21 protein-coding genes are annotated in these 21,617 nt (G+C 64.6%); 10 read left to right on the top strand and 11 right to left on the bottom strand.

Annotated features, from left to right (window positions below):
- Positions 1–12 precede the first annotated feature (12 nt).
- From B2R83_RS18280 to B2R83_RS18240, 9 genes are read right to left on the bottom strand one after another with little or no spacing between them, the layout of a single operon-like run.
- Positions 13–1,188, bottom strand: coding sequence for a TIGR03088 family PEP-CTERM/XrtA system glycosyltransferase (locus B2R83_RS18280; protein WP_292044067.1), 1,176 nt, complete (start codon positions 1,186–1,188; stop codon positions 13–15).
- An 11-nt stretch (positions 1,189–1,199) separates the two neighbouring features.
- Positions 1,200–2,798 carry an exosortase A gene (gene xrtA / locus B2R83_RS18275; protein WP_292044066.1) on the bottom strand — a complete coding sequence of 533 codons (1,599 nt, stop codon included), beginning with the start codon at positions 2,796–2,798 and terminating at the stop codon, positions 1,200–1,202.
- On the bottom strand, positions 2,789–3,982 hold the full coding sequence (locus B2R83_RS18270) for a TIGR03087 family PEP-CTERM/XrtA system glycosyltransferase (protein ID WP_292044065.1): 1,194 nt from the start codon (positions 3,980–3,982) through the stop codon (positions 2,789–2,791). The genes xrtA and B2R83_RS18270 overlap by 10 nt, the downstream gene beginning before the upstream one ends.
- 3 nt (positions 3,983–3,985) lie before the next feature.
- Positions 3,986–5,083, bottom strand: a complete 1,098-nt coding sequence (locus B2R83_RS18265) for a FemAB family XrtA/PEP-CTERM system-associated protein (protein WP_292044064.1) — start codon at positions 5,081–5,083, stop codon at positions 3,986–3,988.
- Between the two features lie 53 nt (positions 5,084–5,136).
- Positions 5,137–6,021 carry an XrtA system polysaccharide deacetylase gene (locus tag B2R83_RS18260; RefSeq protein ID WP_292044063.1) on the bottom strand — a complete coding sequence of 295 codons (885 nt, stop codon included), beginning with the start codon at positions 6,019–6,021 and terminating at the stop codon, positions 5,137–5,139.
- A complete protein-coding gene (locus B2R83_RS18255) occupies positions 6,018–7,052 on the bottom strand; it encodes an XrtA/PEP-CTERM system-associated ATPase (protein ID WP_292044062.1) in 1,035 nt (344 codons plus the stop codon). Before B2R83_RS18255 ends, B2R83_RS18260 begins: the two co-directional genes overlap by 4 nt.
- Before the next feature lie 13 nt (positions 7,053–7,065).
- Entirely contained in the window at positions 7,066–8,643 is a 1,578-nt protein-coding gene (locus tag B2R83_RS18250; protein WP_292044061.1) for a TIGR03016 family PEP-CTERM system-associated outer membrane protein, read from the bottom strand.
- Positions 8,624–9,607 carry an XrtA-associated tyrosine autokinase gene (locus B2R83_RS18245; RefSeq protein WP_292044060.1) on the bottom strand — a complete coding sequence of 328 codons (984 nt, stop codon included), beginning with the start codon at positions 9,605–9,607 and terminating at the stop codon, positions 8,624–8,626. The genes B2R83_RS18250 and B2R83_RS18245 overlap by 20 nt, the downstream gene beginning before the upstream one ends.
- A 17-nt stretch (positions 9,608–9,624) precedes the next feature.
- Complete coding sequence (locus B2R83_RS18240; protein ID WP_292044059.1) at positions 9,625–11,154, bottom strand: XrtA system polysaccharide chain length determinant; 1,530 nt, start codon at positions 11,152–11,154, stop codon at positions 9,625–9,627.
- Between the two features lie 437 nt (positions 11,155–11,591).
- Between B2R83_RS18240 and B2R83_RS18235 the strand changes: the two genes are divergently transcribed.
- The 10 genes from B2R83_RS18235 to pepA all read left to right on the top strand — a co-directional run bounded on the left by B2R83_RS18235 (position 11,592) and on the right by pepA (position 19,778).
- Complete coding sequence (locus B2R83_RS18235) at positions 11,592–12,353, top strand: S1 family peptidase (RefSeq protein WP_292044058.1); 762 nt, start codon at positions 11,592–11,594, stop codon at positions 12,351–12,353.
- A 157-nt stretch (positions 12,354–12,510) separates the two neighbouring features.
- On the top strand, positions 12,511–13,125 hold the full coding sequence (locus tag B2R83_RS18230; protein ID WP_027864541.1) for an XrtA/PEP-CTERM system exopolysaccharide export protein: 615 nt from the start codon (positions 12,511–12,513) through the stop codon (positions 13,123–13,125).
- Positions 13,126–13,320: 195 nt separating this feature from the next.
- A complete protein-coding gene (locus B2R83_RS18225) occupies positions 13,321–13,890 on the top strand; it encodes a hypothetical protein (RefSeq protein ID WP_292044057.1) in 570 nt (189 codons plus the stop codon).
- Between the two features lie 2 nt (positions 13,891–13,892).
- Entirely contained in the window at positions 13,893–14,192 is a 300-nt protein-coding gene (locus B2R83_RS18220; RefSeq protein ID WP_292044056.1) for an HPr-rel-A system PqqD family peptide chaperone, read from the top strand.
- Positions 14,186–15,109 carry an HprK-related kinase A gene (locus B2R83_RS18215; protein WP_292044055.1) on the top strand — a complete coding sequence of 308 codons (924 nt, stop codon included), beginning with the start codon at positions 14,186–14,188 and terminating at the stop codon, positions 15,107–15,109. The genes B2R83_RS18220 and B2R83_RS18215 overlap by 7 nt, the downstream gene beginning before the upstream one ends.
- Positions 15,106–16,200: a nucleotidyltransferase domain-containing protein gene (locus B2R83_RS18210; protein WP_292044054.1), complete on the top strand. Its 1,095-nt coding sequence runs from the start codon at positions 15,106–15,108 to the stop codon at positions 16,198–16,200. The genes B2R83_RS18215 and B2R83_RS18210 overlap by 4 nt, the downstream gene beginning before the upstream one ends.
- A gap of 67 nt (positions 16,201–16,267) precedes the next feature.
- Positions 16,268–17,023: a GAF domain-containing protein gene (locus B2R83_RS18205; protein WP_292044053.1), complete on the top strand. Its 756-nt coding sequence runs from the start codon at positions 16,268–16,270 to the stop codon at positions 17,021–17,023.
- 228 nt (positions 17,024–17,251) lie between these two features.
- On the top strand, positions 17,252–17,980 hold the full coding sequence (locus B2R83_RS18200) for an N-acyl amino acid synthase FeeM domain-containing protein (protein WP_292044052.1): 729 nt from the start codon (positions 17,252–17,254) through the stop codon (positions 17,978–17,980).
- A 125-nt stretch (positions 17,981–18,105) separates the two neighbouring features.
- Positions 18,106–18,771, top strand: coding sequence for a class I SAM-dependent methyltransferase (locus B2R83_RS18195; protein ID WP_292044051.1), 666 nt, complete (start codon positions 18,106–18,108; stop codon positions 18,769–18,771).
- Positions 18,772–18,920: 149 nt separating this feature from the next.
- On the top strand, positions 18,921–19,778 hold the full coding sequence (gene pepA / locus B2R83_RS18190; RefSeq protein ID WP_292044050.1) for a flocculation-associated PEP-CTERM protein PepA: 858 nt from the start codon (positions 18,921–18,923) through the stop codon (positions 19,776–19,778).
- Between the two features lie 73 nt (positions 19,779–19,851).
- Here the strand turns inward: pepA and B2R83_RS18185 are convergent, their stop codons facing one another.
- Entirely contained in the window at positions 19,852–20,724 is an 873-nt protein-coding gene (locus B2R83_RS18185) for a ThiF family adenylyltransferase (protein WP_292044207.1), read from the bottom strand.
- Between the two features lie 84 nt (positions 20,725–20,808).
- Positions 20,809–21,474 carry an N-acyl amino acid synthase FeeM domain-containing protein gene (locus B2R83_RS18180; RefSeq protein WP_292044049.1) on the bottom strand — a complete coding sequence of 222 codons (666 nt, stop codon included), beginning with the start codon at positions 21,472–21,474 and terminating at the stop codon, positions 20,809–20,811.
- Positions 21,475–21,617 lie beyond the last annotated feature (143 nt).

Here is a 21,617-nt window from a genome sequence, read left to right as displayed (position 1 = left end):
AGCCAAGCTTAATCAAGCCGGCTGGCGAATCTTCTGCCGACACAGGCGGTCGTACAGCTTGCCGTACTCCGCCAGCATGGCGCGCATGCTGAACGCCGCTTCGACCCGTGCGCGCGCCGCTTCGCCGCGTTGCCTGCGCAAGGCCGGGTCGCGCACGTAGCTCGCTAATGTCCGGGCCAGCGCTTCCGTGTCCTGGACCGGCACCAGGCTGCCCTCGACGCCGTCGGTCACGACCTCGGGAATGCCGCCGACCTTCGATGCCACCACCGGCAGGCCACAGGCCATCGCTTCGAGCATCGAGACCGGCGTGCCTTCGGCCAGCGAGGGCAGGGCGAACAGCGAGAAGCCGTGCAGCAGCGCCGCCACGTCGGCGCGCGCGCCGGGCAGCCAGACCACGTCCTGCAGGCCCAGGCTGGCCACCTGTTCGCGCACGGCGCCCATCAGGGGACCGTCGCCGACGATGCTCAGGCGCAGGCGCTCGCGCAGCGAAGGCTCCAGTTCGCGCAGGCGGGCGAAGGCCTCGATCAGGCCGCGGTGGTTCTTGACGTCCTGGATGCGCGCCACGGTGCCGATCACGATGTCGTCCGGCCCCCATGGCGAGGCCTGGCTGGCGGCAGCGGCGGCGAAGCGCTCGGTATCGACGCCGTTCCGGATGAACAAGGTCTGCTCCGCCGGAATTCCTACCTTCTCGCCAAGCCAGCGGCGCAGGTCTTCCGACACCGGGATGAAGCAGTCGATGAAGGGCGCCAGGCGGCGGCGCAGGAAGTTGTGCTTCGGGTTCAGGCCGTGCGGATCGCTGGCGTCGCGCCCGTGCTCGGCATGGATGCGCACCGGGATGCCGGCCAGCGCGCCGCTGAAGTTGTACTCGAGCGCCGACAGGTTGTAGGTGTGCAGGATGGCCGGACGCAGCCGGCGCATCAGTTTCCAGAACTTCAGGTGGGTGCCGAGCCCCAGGCCGGGCGGCTTGCCCAGCGCGTACAGCTCGACGCCGGGCTGGGTGATGCGCTTGGCGAAATCCGTATAGCGCGTCAGGCACACCACCGCATGCCGGTAGCGTTCCGGCGGCATGCGGTTGATGCAGTCCACCAGCAGGGTTTCCAGCCCGCCGACGTCGAGCGAGTAGGTCAGGTGCACGACCAGCGGGCGCTGCATGCCGGGAGTCTCCAGGTGGACAAGGTCGTTGCGCATGCTGCCTTCCTTTATTTCCCGCGCGCCTGCACGAGGGCGCGGTCCACGGTGCCGAAGTTCTGGCCGAGGAAGGCGCGCAGCGTGGCGCGTGCGCCTTCCGCATCGGTACCCTCGTAGGGCACGGCGATCGCGACCATGGCGCCGTCGTCGCCGCGGAACTGCAGCTTGCCCTGCGCCTGGCGCAGCTTGCCTGCGACATTGCTGGTCGTGTAGCGGCCGTCGACCCACAGAATTTGCCAGACCAGCAGCGGTCCGCCCGGCCCGTTCAGCACGGCTTCGCGCAGCGGCAGCTGGCCGGCGCCGGTTTGCTCGGTGCGCTGGCTGGCGGCGGTCTGGTGGAAGGGGCTCTTTTCACCTGCCAGGCGGTTGACTGAGCTGATCAGGCCTTTCTGCTTGTTCTGGTTGCGGTAGTACAGCACCTGCAGCAGGACCGGACGCCCTTCGGGCGATCGGTAGGCGCGCGCCACGCGCGCGTCCGGCTCCATGTAGTCGACCTGCCAGTCCGGGAATCCCGCCGCCACCGGCCAGGCCAGCTCCGGAACGGACAGCGCCACCGGCCGCGGATCATGGTTGACGCGGTCGTTGAATGCGGCGAAGGCCGGCCAGGCGGCGGCGACCGCCACGACGGCCACCGCAACCAGCACCAGCGACTTTGCCGGGCCAGGTGACATGCTCGGTGCCGCGACCGTGGCGTAGCCGGGCTGCGGCGCAACCGGAACTGCGGGCTTGTCGTCCTCGCGCCAGTAGCTGCCGACCCAGAACATGAGGAACATGATGAGGCCGAAGAACAGCCAGCCGTAGACCAGGTGGTCGACGCCGGTGGCCAGTTCCATGCTGCTGGTATGGCCGATCATCACGATGCCGTAGGCGCGCAGCCAGTTGGCGACGATCGGCACCACGATCGCCATGCCGATGAAGACGGCGCGCCGCAGGTTCGACTGGTAGGTCAGGTAGGCATACAGGCAGCCCAGCGTGATCGAGGAGATCAGGTAGCGGATGCCGCTGCAGGCCTCGACCACCGACCAGCTGCCGGTGGGCAGTTCGAAACGGGTGCCGTTGCGCAGCACCGGGATGCCGGTGGCCTGCACCGCCCACACCGTGAAGTCGGCGGTATGCTGGATCAGGGGGCCGACGAACACCTCGCCGAAGGGCACCGCGAACAGCAGGAACAGCAGCGGGAAGGTGAATTTCGCCGCCAGGCGCGGGCCCAGCAGCGTGAGCGCAGCCAGCGGCATCATCGCCACGAAGGCGTACTGCATCACGACCCCGACGTCGCCCATGCGCCCGGCCAGCCAGGCCGCGCCGGCGCCGGCCATCAGCGCCAGTCCCGGCCACCAGGGACGCGCCGGGATGTGCGCGAACCAGGCGCGCTGGCGCCAGATCAGCCACAGGCTGACCGGCAGGATCACGTAGCCGTGGGCGAAGGTCTCGGAACTGTTCCAGATCCCGACCATCGACGCCGCGGTGCCGTAGAACAGCAGGATCGGGGCCAGCAGGGCGACGGCCAGCGCGACGATGCTGGCGCGCGCCTGCGCGGCCGGGAGCGGGACAGAGCCAGGTGCGGCATGTGCGGCGGCCTGGTCGATGCCAGGCGGAGGTTTCAGGAACATTCGAGTCGCTCCCCGATGCAGGCCAGGTTGCTCGGCCAGCTGTACTTGCGTTCAACCCTGGCGCGTGCGGCCAGGCCCATGTCGTTGCCGTTGCGGGCCAGCAGCTGCGCCACCGCCTCGACGAAACCGGCTGCATCCTGCGCCAGCACCAGTTCGCGGCCCGGCTCGGCCTCGATGCCCTCCAGCGCCTGCGGCGTCACCACCACCGGCGTGGCCATCGCCATCGCCTCGAGCACCTTGTTCTGGATGCCGCGCGCGATGCGCAGCGGCGCCACTGCGGCGCACGCATGCTTGATATACGGGCGCACGTCCGGCACGGTGCCGGTGACCACGATGTTCGGCTGCTTCGCCAGTTCCTGTACCGCTGGCGCCGGACGGGCGCCGACGATATAGAAGCGCAGTTCGGGGAAGCGCGCGCGCAGCAGCGGCATCGCCTCGCTGGCGAACCACTGCACCGCATCCACGTTCGGCCAGTAGTCCATGGCGCCGGTGAACACGATGGCCTGCTCGCCGTCCTTGAAGGGAGAAGGGCCGGCGGCGTCGGGTGAGAAGTAGTCGGTGTCGACGCCGTTGCTGAAGAAGCCGATGCGCGCATCGCTCTCGGGGGCCAGCTGGCGGAACAGGTCCGCTTCCGGCGCCGACACGAACAGCGAGGCATCGTAGTCGCGCGCCACCTGGCGCTCGTAGGACAGCAGCTGGCGCGCCTCGTGGCGGTACAGCCAGCTCATCGGCCAGGATTTCTTGTCGGCGTACTGGCGCCACTTGTCGGAGTCGACGTCGCAGAAGTCGACCACGCGGCGTGCGTTCGGGTACTTGTCGGCGTACTGGGCCATCGCCGACGAGAACACCAGCACCCGCTGGATCCTGTGGGCGGCGACGGTCTGGTCGACCCAGCGCGCCAGGCCGGCGTCGCGGTAGTAGTCGAGCGAGAGCGAGCGCTTCTTGACCAGCGCGCCCAGGCTGCGCACGCGGGCCAGGGTCGGATTGAGGGCCGCGAAGTGGCTGCTTGCGCACATCTTCTCGACGGTCGGCACGTGCTGCCAGTCGTCGGGATCGTCCACGAAAGTCGCCAGGTGCACCTTGTAGTCGCGCGCCAGGTGCTTGAGCAGGTGGTAGGAACGGATCTTGTCGCCCTTGTTGGGCGGGTAGGGGATCCGGTGGATCAGCAGCAGCAGGTCTTCCACGTCTTATCCCAGGTTGCGCACGATATAGGGGCCGAGGAAGTTCGCCACCGGCAGCGGCAGCTTCTTCCACATCTTGATGAACAGCTGGTACTTCGGATTCAGCGGGTTATTGTCCGGCAGCTTGTCCGAGGTATACAGCTTGTATTCGTAGGGCAGCGGCGTGGCGACGAAGCCCCAGTTCTTCTTGAAATCGTAGGCGCCGGTGCCCAGCTTGCTGCGGCCGTAGTCGAAGATGCGGCACCCGCGCGCGGCCGCAGCCTGCATCAGGTTCCAGTACATGAAGTCGTTGCCCGCCACTTCGCGCGCCAGGTCCATGCCGCCGCCGTAGTAGGGCACGACCTCGTCGCGCCAGTAGAAGGACAGCACCGAGGCCACCAGGCGGTCGTCCTCGGTGTAGATGCTGCGCACCTCGCATTCGTCGCCGAAGGTCTGCTGCAGCAGGGCGAAGTATTTTTTCGGGAACACCGGGGTGCCCAGGCGCAGCACGCTGTTGGCATAGGCCTCGAACATGCGGTCGACATTGTCCTCGACCACGCCTTTCAGGCCCAGCTTGATCCCCTTGCGCACCATGGCGCGCTGCTTGCGCGGGATGGCGTTCATGTTGGCCTCGTCGTCGGCGCTGATCTCCTTGCGGAAGGTGACGTACAGCTCCTTGGTGTGCCAGCTGGCGTCGTCCGGGTGGGCGCGGGTCATGCCGCGGTACTCGAGGTGGCCGACGCCCAGCTCGCGCGCCAGCTTGTCGGCGGCGTCGTCGAGCAGCAGGCGGGCGCCATCGTCGATGGCGGCCACGCCGCCATACACGCAGAAGGGCATCGCGCCCAGCGAGTGGCCGAACAGGCGGCTCTTGATTTCGGCCAGCGGCAGCACGCCCTGGATCTGGCCGTCCTGCTGGACGTAGTAGAACCAGGTCTTGATGCCGAAGGACTCTTCGATGACCTTCTGCCAGCCCGACAGGTGGAAGAAGGTCGCGTCCGGGCAGGAGCGTACGAAAGCATCCCAGCGCGCGCGTTCGTGCGGCTGCAGGAGGTGGAGGGTTTGCGGTCCGGTGGCGAGCACCGGGGCGGCGCGCTTGGCCTGTGCCGCTTCAATGATCGAGTTCATGCCGTGCTATGCCTTGTTGGTGTTGTTGTCTTGCGTCGGTGCTGCAGGGGTGGTTATCGTTGGTCGAGGAAGATGCGGTCCATGCGGTCCCAGGCGAAGTCGCGCGCCAGCTGCTCGAGGCGGCCTTCCATGCGCTCGATGTTCACGTAGTGGCGGAAGCGCGACTTGGCGTCCAGCCCTTGCGGGCGCGGCTGGCCCGGGTCGAGTTCCCAGGGATGGAAGTAGAACAGGGCCGGCTGGCGGTCTTCGCGGTTCACCTTCTGCATCATCCAGCGCGACAGCGCGTAGGGCAGCAGGCGGAAGTAGCCGCCGCCGCCGGCCGGCAGGTTTCGGCCCAGCATGTTGACGGTGGTGACCGGGACTTCCAGCAGGCCGTCCGGACCGTGCGGGTAGAAAGCGAAGCGCGGCGCGTCCGGCATGCCGTAATGGTCGTGGGCGATCGGGTAGATGCTCGAGCTGTAGCGGTAGCCGGCTTCCTGCAGCGCCTCCAGCGCCCACAGGTTGGCGTGGCCGATCGAGAAGCTCGGCGCACGGTAGCCCAGCACGGCCTGGCCGCCGATGTCTTCCAGCAGGGCCTTGCTGGATCGGATGTCGTTGTCGAACTGTTCCCGGCTCTGGTCCGAGGCGCGCAGGTGGCCGTAGCCGTGGCTGGCCAGCTCGTGGCCGGCGGCGACGATCCTGCGCACCATGCCTGGATAGCGCTCGGCGATCCAGCCCAGCGTGAAGAAGGTGGCCTTCACGCCATGGCGTTCGTAGATGGCCAGGATGCGTTCCATGTTGGCCTCGACCCGGCATTCGCGGGAAGGCCAGGAGTCGCGGTCGATGTAGGGAGCGAAGGCCGAGACCTGGAAATAGTCCTCGACGTCGCAGGTCATCGCATTCCTGATGCGCTCGCCCGGAGCGGGAGCGGGGCGGGCGACGGGTTCGTAGGGTTTCATTCCTGGTTGTCCATGTGCTGGGCCGCCGCGCCCTGGGGCGTGGCGACGATTTTCTTCAGGATCGACAGTACCGAGACGATCGACTTCTCGAGACGCATCATGCGTTCGTCGAGCACCTCCACGCTGGCGGCGCGGCGGTCGCCCATGCGGGTGTCGACCGTGCGCAGCTCGCCTTGCTGCAGGGCGCCGGCGTCCGTCGTGCCCATGACCTCGGGCAGCTGGTATTCCTCGGCGATGTCGCGCACCACGGTGCTGATGTCGGCTTCGCCGAAGGCATGCATCTCTTCCAGGTAGCCCATCAGGAGCACCCGGTCCATCAGGGTATTGGTCTTGCGCGGGATGCCGCCGCTGTAGCCGAAGATCGCCGCGTGCGCGCCCTCGTCGAAGGCGGGGTCGCCCTGCCAGCCGACCGTGGCCAGGCGGTGCTCGACGTAGGCGCGGGTTTCCTGCGCATCCATCGGCCCCAGGTGGTAGCTGGCGATCACGCGCTGGCGCAGCTGCTGCATGCCGGGGCTGTGCAGGGTGGCGCGGAATTCCGGCTGGCCCAGCAGGAAGGTCTGCAGCAGCGAGCGGTCGTCGGTCTGGAAGTTCGACAGCATGCGCAGTTCCTCGACCGTGCGCGCGTTCAGGTTCTGGGCTTCGTCGATCACGAGCAGGGCGCGCTTGCCCTGGCGGTCGACGCCGCGCAGGAACTGTTCCAGGCGATTGAGCAGCTCGGCCTTGCTGGCGCCTTCATACGGCAGGCCGAAGCTCGACACCACCATGCGCAGGGTGTCTTCCGGATCGAGGCTGGTGTTGACGATGTGGGCGGCGACGATCTGGTCGGTCGGGATCTTGTTGAGCAGGTTGCGCACCAGGGTGGTCTTGCCGGCGCCGACTTCACCGGTGATGACGATGAAGCCCTCGCCCTGCGACAGGCCGTACTCGAGGTAGGCCATGGCGCGCTTGTGGCCCTTGCTGCCGAAGAAGAAGTGGGGGTCCGGGCGCAGCTGGAAAGGCTTGGCGGACAGCCCGTAGTAAGTCTCGTACATCGCGTGCGGCTCCTTAAAACTGGGCGGACAGGCTGGCGGAAATGGAATTTTCGTAGAACGGCCCACTGCTGCGGCCGAGACGGCCATAGGTGCCGAAGCGGCGGTTCAGGTCGACCGCCGCGCGCACCTCGCGGCTCAACTGGTGTGTAAGCCCGAGCCTGAAGTCGCGCCGGGTGTCGACGACATCGGTAGTCAGCGAGCGGCTGCGTCCCCAGCCGACCACGGCGAGCGCGCTGGTGCGTGGGCTCAGGCGGTAGTTGAGGTTGGCGGTCGCGTCGTGCTGGCGGACGTTGTCGTTGCGTCCACCCACCTGGGTCCCCAGCAGAACACTGTCGCTCTGCTCGTTCGACAGGGCAATTCGTTCGCTGCTGGACAGGGACAGCACGCCGCTGGTACGCGCCATCTTGAAAGCCATCGATCCCAGCAGCTGCTTCTGGCGGAAATAACGGTTGCTCAGGAAGTTGACGTTCTCGGATATGCTGGGAGGCAGTCCAGTGTCGCGGATGTAGGCGGCGACCGCCTGCTGGCGTGCGACCGGGTCGGTGATGGAAGCGGCAAACAGCCGGTCCAGCAGTTCGGTGGTGTCGATCGTGGAAGGCAGCAGGAACTGTTCGCGCGCGGTGGTCACGCCATCGTTGTAGGCGAGGTTCCAGGAGGTGCGGCGACTGCGGTGGAGCAGGGAGAAGCTGCCGGTCTGGCCGTAGAAATGGCGGCCGAGCGCCGCGCTCAGGTTGGTGCGCTGTGACGGCGTCCAGTTGAAGCCGACCGACCAGTTGCGTCCGGCGGTGTCGTTGCCAAGGCCTACGAACTGGTAATTGTCGTAGCCCACCGTGGCGGTCAGGGCGAAGCGCCTGGTAAGCGCGTAGCGCACATTGGCGGTCGTGCTCTCGCTCGAGGTCTCGCCATTGTAGGTATCGTCCAGGTCCTGGCGCACATGGGTCAGGCCCCAGCCTACCTGATTGAAGGCCGGGCCGCTGGCCAGGCTCGCACTGACGCTGTCGCTGCTGCTGTTGCCGAAGCCGCGTGCACCCCGTCCACCTTCCACCCGGTCGCGCGCATAGCGCATCGCCAGGGTTGCCGTCCTTCCGTAGCGATGTTCGAGATAGGGACTGACGCGCCAGGTCTTGACCTTGGCCTGGTTGGCCGAAAGGTAGGGCGCATCCTCGACCCGGGGACCGAAGACGGAGATGTTGTTCGGCCTGGCCGAGGCGCTGGCGTCGACGTACAGGAAGTCCTTGGCCAGCGTGCCACGGCCCGATACGGCATATTCGAAGCTGTGGTCGAGCGTGTCGCGCAGGTCGTCGTCACGGTAATCGAAGTGACGCCATTGAGCCGTGCCGTTGAGGACAAGGCGCGGGCCGGTCTTGAGGAAGGATAAGGAGGGCGTGAGCTCGCTGATGAACTGCGACCGTTTCAGGTCCTTGCCTTCCTGGTAAAAATTGTCGGTGTAGCGCTCGGTCAGCGTGAGCGCCGGCACCACGCGCCAGTCGGCGCGGCACTCGGATGCCAGCAGCATCGCTGCGATTGCGAGCGGCGCCAGGCGCGGCATGCGTGCCACGCCGGCACGCAGCTCACCCATAGTGGTAATCATACGTTTCTTCGATGCCGGGGATGTCCCTGGTCTTGTTATAGATAAGGTTGACGTTGGGGCAGCCCTCGAGCTGGCGCAGCGCTTCGCCGACCGCGTGCTGGGTGGTCTTCTGGGCTTCCACGACCACCACGATCTGGCCCATGTGGCTGGCCAGGGCGCGCGCCTCGCTGGTAAGCAGCAGGGGCGGCGAGTCGAAGATCACGACCCGGTCCGGATAGCGGTTGGCGATCTCCTGCACCAGGTTGGCCATGGTCGAGCTGGCGAGCAGCTCGGTGGCGCGCGGGGTGCTGGTGCCGGCGGCCAGGATGCTCAGGGTGTCGACGTTGGTGCGCAGCAGGACGTCGGAGACGTCGAGCTTGTCGTCCACCAGCAGGTCCATCAGGCCGCGCTGGGCCGGCAGGCCGAGCGTGCCCAGCACCGAAGGGCGGGCCACGTCGGCATCCACGAGCAGCACGGTGTGGTCGAGTTCCATGGCGATGCTCATCGCCAGGTTGATGGCGCAATAGGTCTTGCCTTCGCCCGGCAGCGAGCTGGTCACCATGATCAGGTTGGCCGGATTCTCGCGCGGCTGGCGTTCGCCGAAGGCGCGCTTGAGCAGGGGGCGCTTGATGATGCGGAAATCCTCCACCAGCGAAGTACGGCCGCCGGCAGCGGTCACCATGCCGCTGGCGCGCATCTTGGCCAGGTCGAGTTCCACCTTGCGGGTCTGGCGCCGCGGCGCGGCATCGGCTTCGAGGACCGGGGCCGAGGCAGCCGCTGCGGATGCGCTGGAGGCCGGGGCGCTTGGGGGCGGAGGCGGCAGCACCGGCGCCGTGGCGACGACCGGTTCGAGGACGTCGAGGTCGGCCGTTTCCACGGCGTGCGATACAGCCAGCTGCGCCGGCATCGGCGCCGGCGCCTGGACCGGCGCGGCCTGGCCGCGTTCCTGGTCGATGCGGCGCGCCGCTTTTTCGATAATGCTCACGTCTGCTCCTTGATCGGTTACAGGCCCGGGCGGACCAGGATGGCGGTCACGCCGGCGCCGTAGATGGCCAGCAGCACCGCCACGGCGGCGCCCAGGGCAACCAGGCGGCGCTTGCGGCGGACGGTCTGCTGTTCGGTCCAGTTCATGCTGATCGAGCCGAGGATCGGCAGGCCGGTCACCTCGCGCAGGGCGGCCTGGCTCAGGAAGGTCGGACGCAGCTGGCTCATCAGGAAGGCCGAGGCCAGGCCGGCGACCAGCGCGCCGACGAACACCAGCGAGAACAGGCGCAGGCGGTTCGGCCCGGACGGCAGCAGCGGCGCGGTCGGCGGCTCGATCACGCGGAAGGCCAGCATGTCGGTGGCCGAAGTCAGGTCGCCCGACAGCTTGGCCGACTCGCGGCGTTGCACCAGCTGCTGGTAGTTCTCGCGGTTGACTGCGTAGTCGCGGTTGAGCTGGGCCAGCTGGGCCTCGATCTCGGGGGCCTGGCTGCTCTGGGCGCGCAGGCGCGCCACGCGTGCCGAGTGTTCGCTGACCCGCGCCTGCAGCGCGGCCACGCGCGCCTCGGCTTCCGACAGCGCCACGTTCATCTGCTGCAGCATCGGGCTGTAGCCGGCGCCCGGGTCGGCGCTCGGCTTGCGGTTCTTGGCCAGTTCCTGCTTGCGCGCGACGAGCTGGTCGAGCAGGCGGGCGTTGGCGATGATGTCGGGGTGCGCTTCGGTGTACTGGGTACGCAGGCCGTCCAGGGTCTTGGTGACGGCGGCGATGCGCGACTCGAGTTCCGGGTCGGTGATCGGGATCGGCGCGGTCTCGCCCGGGGCGGCTTCGCCGGCGATGCGGCGGCGGATCGCGTTGCGCGCCTGCTCGGCTTCGGCCAGCTCCAGGCGTGCGCTGTTCAGCGTTTCGCTGGCAGCCATCATGCGCGAACCGAAGTCGCCGCCTTCCGACGGCAGCATGCCCATGTTGCGGATCTTGAATTCCTTCAGGCTGTTCTCGGCCGCCGCCAGCTTTTCCTCGTAATTGCGGATCTGGTCGTCGATGAACTGGACCGCCTTCTCGGAATCCTGCTTCTTGCCGCCGAAGCTGCCTTCCATGAAAATAGCCAACAGCGACTGCACCACGTCCTTGCCCAGCTTCGGATCGGGGGCAGTGTAGCTGATGGTATAGATGTCGTCGCGCTCGGTGCCGGCGATCTTGATCTTCTCCATCAGCTCTTCGACGATCTCGTCGTGTTCCTTGGCGTTCTTGGCCTTGACGTCGAGGTCGACCATGCGCATCACGCGTTCCACGTTCGGCCGGCTGATCAGGGTGCGGCGCATGTACAGCACTTGCTGGTCGAGGTTCGGCAGCGTGGTCATGCCCGACAGCAGAGGCTTGAGGATGCTCTGGGTATCGACGTAGACGCGCGCCGAGGTTTCGTACTGGTTGGGCAGTTTCAGGACCACCACCCAGCCGACAATGGCCACGGCCCAGGTGATGAAGACTGCATGCCAGCGGTACTTCCCGATTGCCTTGAGGAAGTTAAGGATTGCGGCTGTGATATCTGCCATGTGTGGATTCTCGCCTAAGAGATTGCCCGTGATATGGCAAGCTCATCAATCAATAAAAATGTCAAATAGTCTGCATGATCGCTTGTTGACTGAGCAATTGCAATTGCGGGTCGGAAAAATAGGCGGCAGACACGACAAAAATGGTGGTCCATGCAACACAAATTCCTAACCGCAATAAACATTTGACGGTTTTTCCATGAATTCAGCGTTCAAAAGTTATGTGATAGCAACATTTAGCCATGGAAATGCTGTTTGGCTATCCATTGCGTTGCCACTTCACCCCTCCGCTCGCGTACACTCATGACCGTTTCTTTAACGAAAATTGCCCTGTGTCAAATACGTATTTTAATGTCGGAAAGACAAAAGTGCCCACACGATTGATTCTTGTTCGAAACCTTGCGGCGGCGCCCAAAACGCCCAGGAGAATCGCGCTGCAAGTGCTCCTGCACTCTCTCGTCCTGGCCGTCGCCGCTACCGTTCCAGGCGCGGCCAGGGCCCAGAACTTGCCCCGTACGGTGGCGCAGATCAAGCCTTCGGTGGTCGGCGTCGGCACCTTGCTCAAGACCCGCCAGCCCGCCGTCGTGTTCGTCGGCACCGGCTTCGCCGTCGGCGATGGCCTGAGCATCATTACCAATGCCCACGCCATCCCCAAGCAGCTGGACACCGCGCGCAAGGAAGAGCTGGGAATCGTGATCGGCGGCGAGGGCGCCTCCGTCAGCTTCCGTCCGGCGCGCCTGGTGGCGCTGGACGCGGAACACGATCTGGCCCACCTGCGCCTGTCCGGCGCGCCGCTGGCCCCGCTGGCCCTGGCCGCCGACGACAGCGTGGCCGAAGGGCAGGAGCTGGCATTTACCGGCTACCCGCTGGGCATGCGCCTGGGCCTGCATGCGGCGACCCACCGCGCGCTGCTGGCCGCGATCACGCCGGTGGTGCGGCCCTCGCTGAATTCGCGCCAGCTCGACGCGCGTGCGATCACCCAGCTGCAGCGCTCGCCGTTCCGGATCTATCAGCTCGACGGCACCGCCTATCCCGGCAACAGCGGCAGCCCCCTGTTCCGGCCCGACGACGGCAGCGTGGTCGGGGTGATCAATATGGTATTCCTGAAGGGTTTGCGGGAAAGCGCAGTGTCAGACCCGAGCGGCATCACTTACGCCATTCCGGTGCGCCACGTGCGCGAGCTCCTGCAGCGCCCGCAGTAAGGCGGCAAGCCAGGGACTGGCGCGCGCGCCACAAGTATTTCAATTGTGCAGGTGTTGCCGAAGTGCTATGGTATAGAATTATGCTCAACAATATTGCATGCATGCGGCAGCCGACCAGGCGCCATGCCAACCCGAGGATTTTGACGTGAGCACGAACATGACCCCCAAGATCAAGCGCGCGGCCCAGGCTGTCGCGATCAGCTGCCTGTTCATCCTGGGCGGCTGCGCCAGCAACCTGCCGGCGCTGCCTTCAACCGAAGCGGTGAACCCGGAATACCTGATCGGCCCGGGTGATGCGATCAATATCATCGTGTGGCGCAATCCGGAAGTGTCGATGTCGGTGCCGGTCCGTCCAGATGGCAAGATCACCACGCCGCTGGTGGAAGACCTGCCGGCCGCCGGCAAGACATCGACCCAGCTGGCGCGCGACATTGAGGCGGCACTCGCCAAGTTCATTCAGCAGCCGGTCGTGACCGTGGTCGTCACGAACTTTGTCGGCAATTACAGCGAGCAGATCCGCGTCATCGGCCAGGCAGCCCGTCCGCAGGCTCTGCCGTATCGCAGGGACATGTCTTTGATGGATGTGCTGATTGCCGTGGGCGGCGTGACCGAATTCGCGTCCGGCAACCGCGCCAGCCTGATCCGCACCGTGGACGGCAAGCAGCAGCAATACCGCGTGCGCCTCGATGACCTGATCAAGGACGGCGACATCTCGGCCAACATCCAGATGCGCCCGGGCGACGTGCTGGTCATTCCTGAGAGTTTCCTTTAAGGCATTCTTAGCCGCTGTCGAAAAATCTGACACAACGATCTAAAATCTCGCTAGACTGCATGCTTAAACGATGAGCAGTTCTCCTATCTTCCTGTTTTTTAGCGAGTTTTAGGAAGCAGTGCAACACGGCATGTTTTTTGCTTATCTGAAACGCATGCCGTCGTGGCAAATCATATCAATGTGAGGATAGACACCGTGTCCACCGAAAACCAAGCAGGGCGCCCTGCAGAGGCTGCTCCGATGACCCCGCAGGGCGCGGCGCGGCGCCGCCTGGCGAAGGCCGGGCTCGGTGCGGCCGGCGTGCTGTGGACGACCCGGAGCCATGCGCTCGATTTCAAATGCGTTTCCGCATCGGCGGCCCTTTCCGCAGGCCTGAACAGCAATACTCCAGATGACGCGGTGGCTTGCGCGGGCAAGTCGCCAGGCTACTGGAAGAACCACGGGGGCTGGCCGGTGTCGACCAAGACGCTGTTCGGCGACGTGTTCAGCTGTTCCGGCAGGACAGCAAGTACATATGGTGCGACGACGCTGATCAACATGCTCAGCAAACGCGATTTCGACAAGTCGAACCTGGGCATGCATATGACGGCAGCTTACCTGAACGTCAAGTCGGGAAAAATCGGCTTCCTGTCGGAGCGCAGCTTGCAGCAAATGTGGCGTGAGTTGCAGACTTCCGGTCATTACGAGCCGGCACGAGGTGTGTTCTGGGATATTGAAACTACCAAGAAATACCTCGAGTCCACTTACAAGGGCGATCGCACATAAGGATGTTGCCGGTCGAGTTGTCGCATGCGGTGTGGCGTCTGATCGCGGGCCAGTCGCTTCGTTACCGCTGCTGGGACGAGGAGGCCGTGTTGTACAACGACCTGTCCGGAGCGACCCACCTGCTCGGACCGGCAGCGCTGTGCGTGCTCGAGGCGCTGCGTCCAGGTCCTGCATCCATGGCGGCACTGGCATCCAGGCTGCTGGATGAATTCGAGATCGACGACGCGAGCGTCGGTGCCGAACTGCATATCCTGCTCGATGAAATGTCGCAGCTCAGCCTGATCGAATCCTGTCCATGCTGACGCTGGCCAGCCTCGGCCGCGGGGAAATGCTGCGCCGCCTTGCCCTGTCCGGCCCCGGCCTGGTGCTGCGCACCGGCCCTTTCCGCAGCCGTATCCATACCGACATCGCCCACCTGGCCGATGCCATCGCGCTGCTGTATGCCGACTATCCCGTCGAGGGCGAGGACGGCTTTGCCGACTTCCAGCTCGCCTTCCGCCGCTCGGGCGGCCTGCGCCGCTGGTACCGTCCGCAGGTGCGATTCGACAGCGACGGCCAGGTGCCGTTCCAGCCGCTGCCGCTGGAGCAGGCCTTGCCGATGTTCGAATGGGTGATGAACTGGTGCGTATCGCACCATGCGCACGGCTACCTGATCATCCACGCCGCCGTGCTCCAGCGCGGCAATGCCGCCGTGATCCTGCCGGCGCCGCCGGGTTCCGGCAAGAGCACCCTGTGCGCCGCCCTTGCCAGCCGCGGCTGGCGCCTGTTGTCGGACGAGCTGACCCTGGTCAGCCCGCAGGACCTGGCGCTGCTGCCGCTGGCGCGCCCGGTCAGCCTCAAGAATGCGTCGATCGGCGTGCTGCGCAGCTATGCGCCGGACGCTCTGTTCGGCCCCGAGGTCCATGGCACTTCCAAGGGGACGATCGCCCATATGCGGGCGCCGGGCGCCAGCGTCGCCGCCGCTGCGGAACCTGCGCGTGCGACCCACGTCGTGTTTCCCAGATACGAAGCGGACGCCCCGGCCAGCCTGGTGCCGATGCCGAAGGCGCGCCTGTTCACAGGCATGGTCGATAACGCCTTCAATTACGCGGTGCTGGGAGGGCAGGGTTTCGACGTCCTCGGACGCCTGGTCGAGGGCTGCAGCGGATACACGTTCAGCTACGGCCGGCTCGACGATGCCATGGCCGTTTTCGACAGTTTCGCAGGCGGCACTTCATGAAGCCGCTGCCCTTGCTGGTCGAGGTCCTGCGCGAGCCGGCGCGGGTCGAAGGACTCGGCCTGGCCGACTGGGACCTGCTGCTGCGCCAGGCGGCGAATGCCGGCCTGGCCGCCACCCTGGGAGCCAGCCTCGCCGAAGCAGGCCTCCTGGCGTCGGTGCCGTCGGCCCCGCGCCGGCATCTGGAATGGGCCGGCGTCGTGCTGCAGGCGCACCAGCGCGCCGTGCGCTTCGAAGTGGATCAGATCCGGCGCGCCCTGGCCAGCCTCGGCCTGCCGTTGATCCTGCTGAAGGGGGCCGCCTATGTCCTGGCCGGGCTGCCGCCGGCGCAGGGGCGCATCTTTTCCGACGTCGACATCCTGGTGCCGAAGGAGCGCATCGGCGAAGTCGAGGCGGCGCTGATGCTGCACGGCTGGGCCAGCGCAAAGCAGGACCCCTACGACCAGCGCTACTACCGCGAATGGATGCACGAACTGCCGCCGATGGATCATGTCGAGCGCGGCAGTACCATCGACGTGCACCATGCCATCCTGCCGGAGACCGCGCGTGCGCGGCCGGATCCGGCACTGCTGCGTGCCGCGGCCCGGCCGATCCCCGGAAGCGAGCATCTGTGGATGCTGGCGCCGCACGACCTGGTGCTGCACAGTGCGGTGCACCTGTTCTCCGAAGGTGAAACGGACCATGGCCTGCGCGACCTGCTCGACCTGCACCGCTTGCTGCTGCACTCCGGCGCCGCGCCCGGCTTCTGGGAAGGACTGGCGGCGCGCGCCGTCCAGCTGCAGCTGGCGCGGCCGCTGTTCTATGCGCTGCGCTATTGCAGCCGGCTGCTCGGGACCCCGGTGCCGGCGTCGGTGCTGGCCGAGGCCGCGGCGGCAGGCCGGCCTGCCGCACCCCTGCTGGCCCTGATGGACGGAATCTTCCTGCGTAACCTGGTCCCGCTCCACCCGAGCTGCGCCGACCGCCTTACCCCACTGGCGCAGGGCGCGCTCTACCTGCGCGGCAACTGGCTGCGCATGCCGCTACCGATGCTGGCGCGCCACCTGTTTCACAAGGCCTTGATCTCACCACGCACCGCCGGGGCAGAGCAAATGTGATAACACGGCCGGTTTCAATAGCATGCTATAAATGAAATATGTTGAAATCGGTATCACCAACTCATCCTTGCGCGAGGAAAGCATGCAGGCAGTATCCCTTCCCCTGATCCGTTTACAAGCCCTGCAACAGGCACTGGCGCAAGGCCCGGAGCAGGCAAGCCTCCAGGACCAGGTCCGGCGCGCGGCCGGCGTGATCGGCGCGGCAAGCTGTTCGGTCATGCTGCTGGGGAGCGAAGGGGAAGGCGAGCCGTGCATGAGCATCCATGCCCATCATGGTCCCTTGCCCGGTGCCGCGCTGCAGGCGGCCATCCGGCGCGGCGAAGGCATTTCGGGCCGCGTACTGGCCAGCGGGAATGCATTGCTGGTCGCGGACATCCGGAAATCGGAATTCGCAGCGCTGGCACGGCGCGGGACGGAGCTCGGAAGCAGCCTCGTCTGTGCGCCGATCCGTGTCGAGGGGCGCATCGTCGGGGTGGTCAATGCCGCCAACGGCAAGGACGCCGCAGCCTTCGACGAAACCGCATTGTGCCTGCTCCAGCTCCTGGCCTCGTCCCTGGGCGGCTACCTGCAGGTACGTCACCTGCGACACCTGCTCGACTCGCGCTTCGCCCAGCTGGCGCTGCTGCAGGAAACGGAAGGGGCACCGCCGGAAACGGCAAGGCTGGCTTACCGTAACCCTGAACAGGTCGCCAGGATACTGGCGCGTTCGTTCTTTCGCGAAATGCACCGGGCGGGCTTTGGCTCGGCCCAGATTCTCTCTGCGGCTTCCGAGCTGATCGGTCAGCTGAATCACGACATCCAGCAAGAGCAGCAGGGGCACTGAGCCCACGGCCTTACTGCGGCGGCGTGATCAATTCCCAACGGTACAGAACCCAGATGTTGGGCCATCTCCTGTCGCCCCAAGCATGGGGGTGGAGAAGGCGCATTCTGTTCGATATGATGTAGATAAAATTCTTTAAAACAATTTGTTGCTAAATTAGAATTTCGAGTGCTATGATATGAGGCAGTCCCGACTGCGGCATGACGCGTCCATTCCGCCAGGAGAGTACACATGTTCGACACCTTAACGACAGAACCCGTCAGCCCTGCACCTGCTGACGACGGGACAGATGCGTACTCGCCCAGCATTGTCGACGTCACCATCAACGAGAGCGTGTTCGGCATCCGTGCCGCCGACGTCGACGAGCAGCGCAGTTCCGCCAGCATGCTCATCAGCAAGATGTATGCGTGGCGCGGCTATAGCGGCAACCACCATATCGGCGAGGACCCCAACCGGATTACCCTGACGGCGTCGAACAAGAATGGGGTTATCGGTACGCTGAGCCTCAACCTCGATTCGGACGTCGGCCTGCTTGCCGACCAGGTATTCCAGGATCATATCGATCCCTACCGCGCCCAGGGCAAGGTGTGCGAGATCATCAAGCTCGCCTTCGATCCGACGATCAAATCCAAGGCGGTGCTGGCCTCCCTGTTCCATGTGGCCTTCATCTATGCCAGGGATTTGCACCAGTGCAGCGACATCTTCATCGAAGTGAATCCGCGCCACCGCCGCTTCTATGAAGTCATGCTCGACTTCCGGGTCGAATGCGAATCGCGGCCGAATCCGCGCGTCGACGCGCCGGCCGTGCTGTTGCGCGGGCATATCGCCCGCGGCACCCAGCGTATTGCCGAGGTGGCGGGGAAGGGCGACCACGCGGTTGGCGACCGCTCCCTGTTTCCCTACTTTTTCTCGCCCCGCGAAGAGGCCGGTATCATTGCGCGCCTGAAACGCATTGGCTGATTCCTGCCCCCCGCGTGGGGTAGTTGAACAAAAATCCTTCCTGTCAGGCATCTGCAGCTTGCTCCCTGCTGCAGAACCTCCTATATTCACTTTCTTCTTTTCACCATTCACAGCAAGGAATGCCCATGACGAGCGGTAAAACCCGTGATGAAATCGCCGAAGCCTACTCATCCGAGCCGTGGTGGTACGACATCCGCGGCTTCTTCATCCTCACCTTCGCCTATAACAGCACGATCGGCACCCAGATGCGCTTCTTCGGCCCCAATTTCGGCCCGGATCACCTGGAGGTCGCCTGCGGCACCGGAACCCTGCTGGAAATGATCCTCAACTGGCGCCGCCGCCGCAAGCTGCCCAAGGTGAACGTGGTCGGCATCGACTACGCGCCTTCGATGCTGGCCGGCGCCAGGAAGCGCTTCGCCAAGGATCCCCAGGTGAAGGTGCAGCATGCCGACGCCGCCGACCTGCCTTTCCCGAGCAACCACTTCGATACGGCCAACATCGCCAACTCGATCCATTGCTTCCCGACCGTCGATGGGGCGCTGCGCGACATCCTGCGCGTGCTCAAGCCGGGCGGAACGCTGGCGGCCAATGTGCTGCTGTATCCGAGCGGGTTTGCCCCCTTGCGCTGGGCGGCTCAAAAGATCAATGACTGGGGCATCAAGAAGGGCATTTTGTACAGCCCTTTCCGGGAAGAAGACATTTGCCAGAAGATGCTGGATGCGGGCTACGAGATCGCCTCGGCGTTCAAGTCAGGCAATACGTGGAATGTCATAGCACGTAAACCCCTTTGATATCTTGGTGTTAACTGTCGGGTTTCTTTACATGTCTCGACAGTAAAATTGAGAGTTTTTTCTAAGTGACTGAAATAAAAGGAAAAATTGTTCTGGCACAGTCTTTGCTATATACCCTGTGTAAGTTCAGACCCACTTAGGAGATCAAAATGAAGGCACTGTTGTCGAAAAAGATGATTGCTGGTGCAGCCGCTGCACTCTCGCTGTTCGCAACCGCTGGCGCCCAAGCAGCTACGGTTCTCCCGGATTTCGTTGTCGTGCCGCCAGGTGGTACCCGCGCAGACGATGGTTTCACCGCCGATAAAATCACTGGTAACTATACTGAAGTTGCAACGTTCAACCCGGACGGTACCTTCAATGTGTCGCTGCTGTGGGTTGCCGGCCAATTTGTCGCCAATGACGGCAACACGCCTTACCAGGGCGCCGATACGGGCCTGGGCGCTCGGTATGGCATGTATGCAACCTACCAGGCTTCGGGCCGTTTCTCGACTAGCGCAGCTGGCGTGACCACGTTCCGTTTCACTCCGGGTACCGGCAGCTTCCAGCTGTTCCTCGACCAGAACAACGACTCCATCAGCCGTTTCAATACCATTTACTACACCCCGCCGGCAACTGGCGCGGGCACTTTCCAGTTCCAGCCTGGCCGCGTGGATGATGACCTCCTGCTGGCCAGCGGCCAAGCCGTGCGCGGTGTCGGCACCCTGGATCCAAGCCTGGAAACTTGCGGCAACAGCGATCCGAGCGCCATCAACTGCGGCAGCTTCGGTTCGACTACCTCCTTCTCGCTGGAAGCAGCTGGCCTGAACTTCTTCGTCGATCCGCGTCCGTTCTACAACCTGTCCTTCCAGGCGGGCCAGCTGAACAACTTTACCCCGACTGGCACCCAGACCATCAATGGTTCGCTGGACGTGGTGTTCGGTGTGCCGGAACCGACCTCGCTGGGCCTGCTGGGCCTGGGCCTGCTGGGTCTGAGCGCCGCTGCCAAGCGTCGCAAGCAAGCCAAGTAATCTTCGTCGAATCCGGCCTTGCCGGATCCAGGAGTAAAAATCCACTGCCTCGGCAGTGGATTTTTTTTGTGGTTCAGTCCTTGGACAGCTTTCCGAACTGACGCTTGCCGATTGCAATCGCCAGCTTCTGGATCGGATGGCTGTTGCCGCCGGGGCGCCAAGTCTGCTTGAGCTTGTTACGGTAGGCGTCGAACTGCATGCCATAGGGCGCCGCCAGCACCTTGCCGCGGCCGAGCAGGATCTTCAGCGCTTCAGTCCCGACGATGCCCGCGCACAGCTGGCAGGCCATGAAGGTCGATGGGCCGCGCTGATCGTCGAAATTCACCGCTTCCGGCATCACGAGGTAAGGCCGGTGCAGCCCGGCCGGCGCCAGGCCGATGGCGAAACGGATCGCCTTGTCGATGTCCGGCAAGTCGCCCCATTGGAAATACTCTTCGAAGGTCATTCCGCCTGGCATGAAATTCAGCAAGGCGGCGCCCATGCCCAGCGGCGCCGCAGTGGTGGCGGGCACGCCCAGTTGTGCGCACCTTGCGAAGGTCTGGCGGCGCGCATCGAAGGCGAAGAAATCCAGGCCGTCGACGTACAGGTCGGCATCTCCCAGGAAATCGTCGAGATTGCCCGCGTCGACGCCGTCCGAAAATACCCGGATCTCGACTTCAGGATTGATGTCGCGCGCCATGCGCTCCAGGACTTCGGCTTTCGGCTGGCCCAGCGTGGACATCATCGCGCCCACCTGGCGGTTGAAATTCGGGATATCGAAGCGGTCGAAATCGGCGATATTGAATCTGGAAATACCGAGACGCGTCAATGTCAGCAGGTGGACCCCGCCGACACCGCCGATACCGGCAATCGCCACACGCTTGTTGCGCAACCGTTGTTGTTCTTCCGGAGTGATCCAGCCAATATTGCGCGCAAAAGCCTGCTCGTAGCGAAACGGATTTTTCATCATGGATGGGAATAGTTGACGTAAAGCGCCGCTGCCGCGCATGCGCGTCATCGGCCTTATCGATACAGGTACCGCTATATTGCGCTATGAGGAAATGTGGTGCTCATCCATGCGCAACAGGCGGTTGATGATACCGCGTTCCTCGCGGGGGGAAAAGAAATACGGGTAGAGCGAGCGCTCCGCGCTGCCGGCGGGGGTATCGAAGGTTCCGCCCAGGCGCTCGACCTGTTCGCTCACGTAATCGAGGCTCAGGTGCATCAGGTAGGCCGGGGCATTCACGCGCGGATTGATTTTCAATTCCCCTTGCTGGCGGAAACCGAGCATGCGCTCATAGAAGCGGCGATGGCGCGGGTTGATTTCGATAACGACGTCGGTGCAGTCGTACAGGTCGCGGGCGTAAATGAGTGCCAGATGAAATACGTTGGCCAGGGGAACTCGGGAGCGCTCCGAGAGGTCAAACGCCAGCTTTGTACATTCACACAGCCGTGCGCCACGCGCCCGATGCTCGTCAAGAATGTCCTTGAACAACTCGTCGGCCATCAGGCCGAGTTCCGAATCGATGCCAATGGTCACCGTGCCCACCACCTCACCCTTGTCGGTGGCAGTCAGCGTCACACGATTATGCTCATCGAGGACATGACGCGAACCGCTATACCCGCGACGGGCATACATGCGCTTCACGAGCATGCTGGCCGAATTTCGGCCCTCAGCAGTATCCGGTAGACGAATTCCGTACGAATCGTCATTCACGATAAAACATCCTCGAAAGTAGAGGCTGCCATAGTATCGCGACTGACATATATCGCGCGTTCGCTAGGGAAGCAGCCAATGAAACCTGGGCCGATGAGGAACAGGACAGCGCCATCCCATGCCGAATGCAGGCATGCGATGGT

The sequence above is a fragment of the Massilia sp. UBA6681 genome (genome assembly GCF_002454935.1).
In the GTDB taxonomy this organism is placed as follows: domain Bacteria; phylum Pseudomonadota; class Gammaproteobacteria; order Burkholderiales; family Burkholderiaceae_D; genus Telluria; species Telluria varians.
This window is presented reverse-complemented; position numbering and strand designations above follow the sequence as displayed.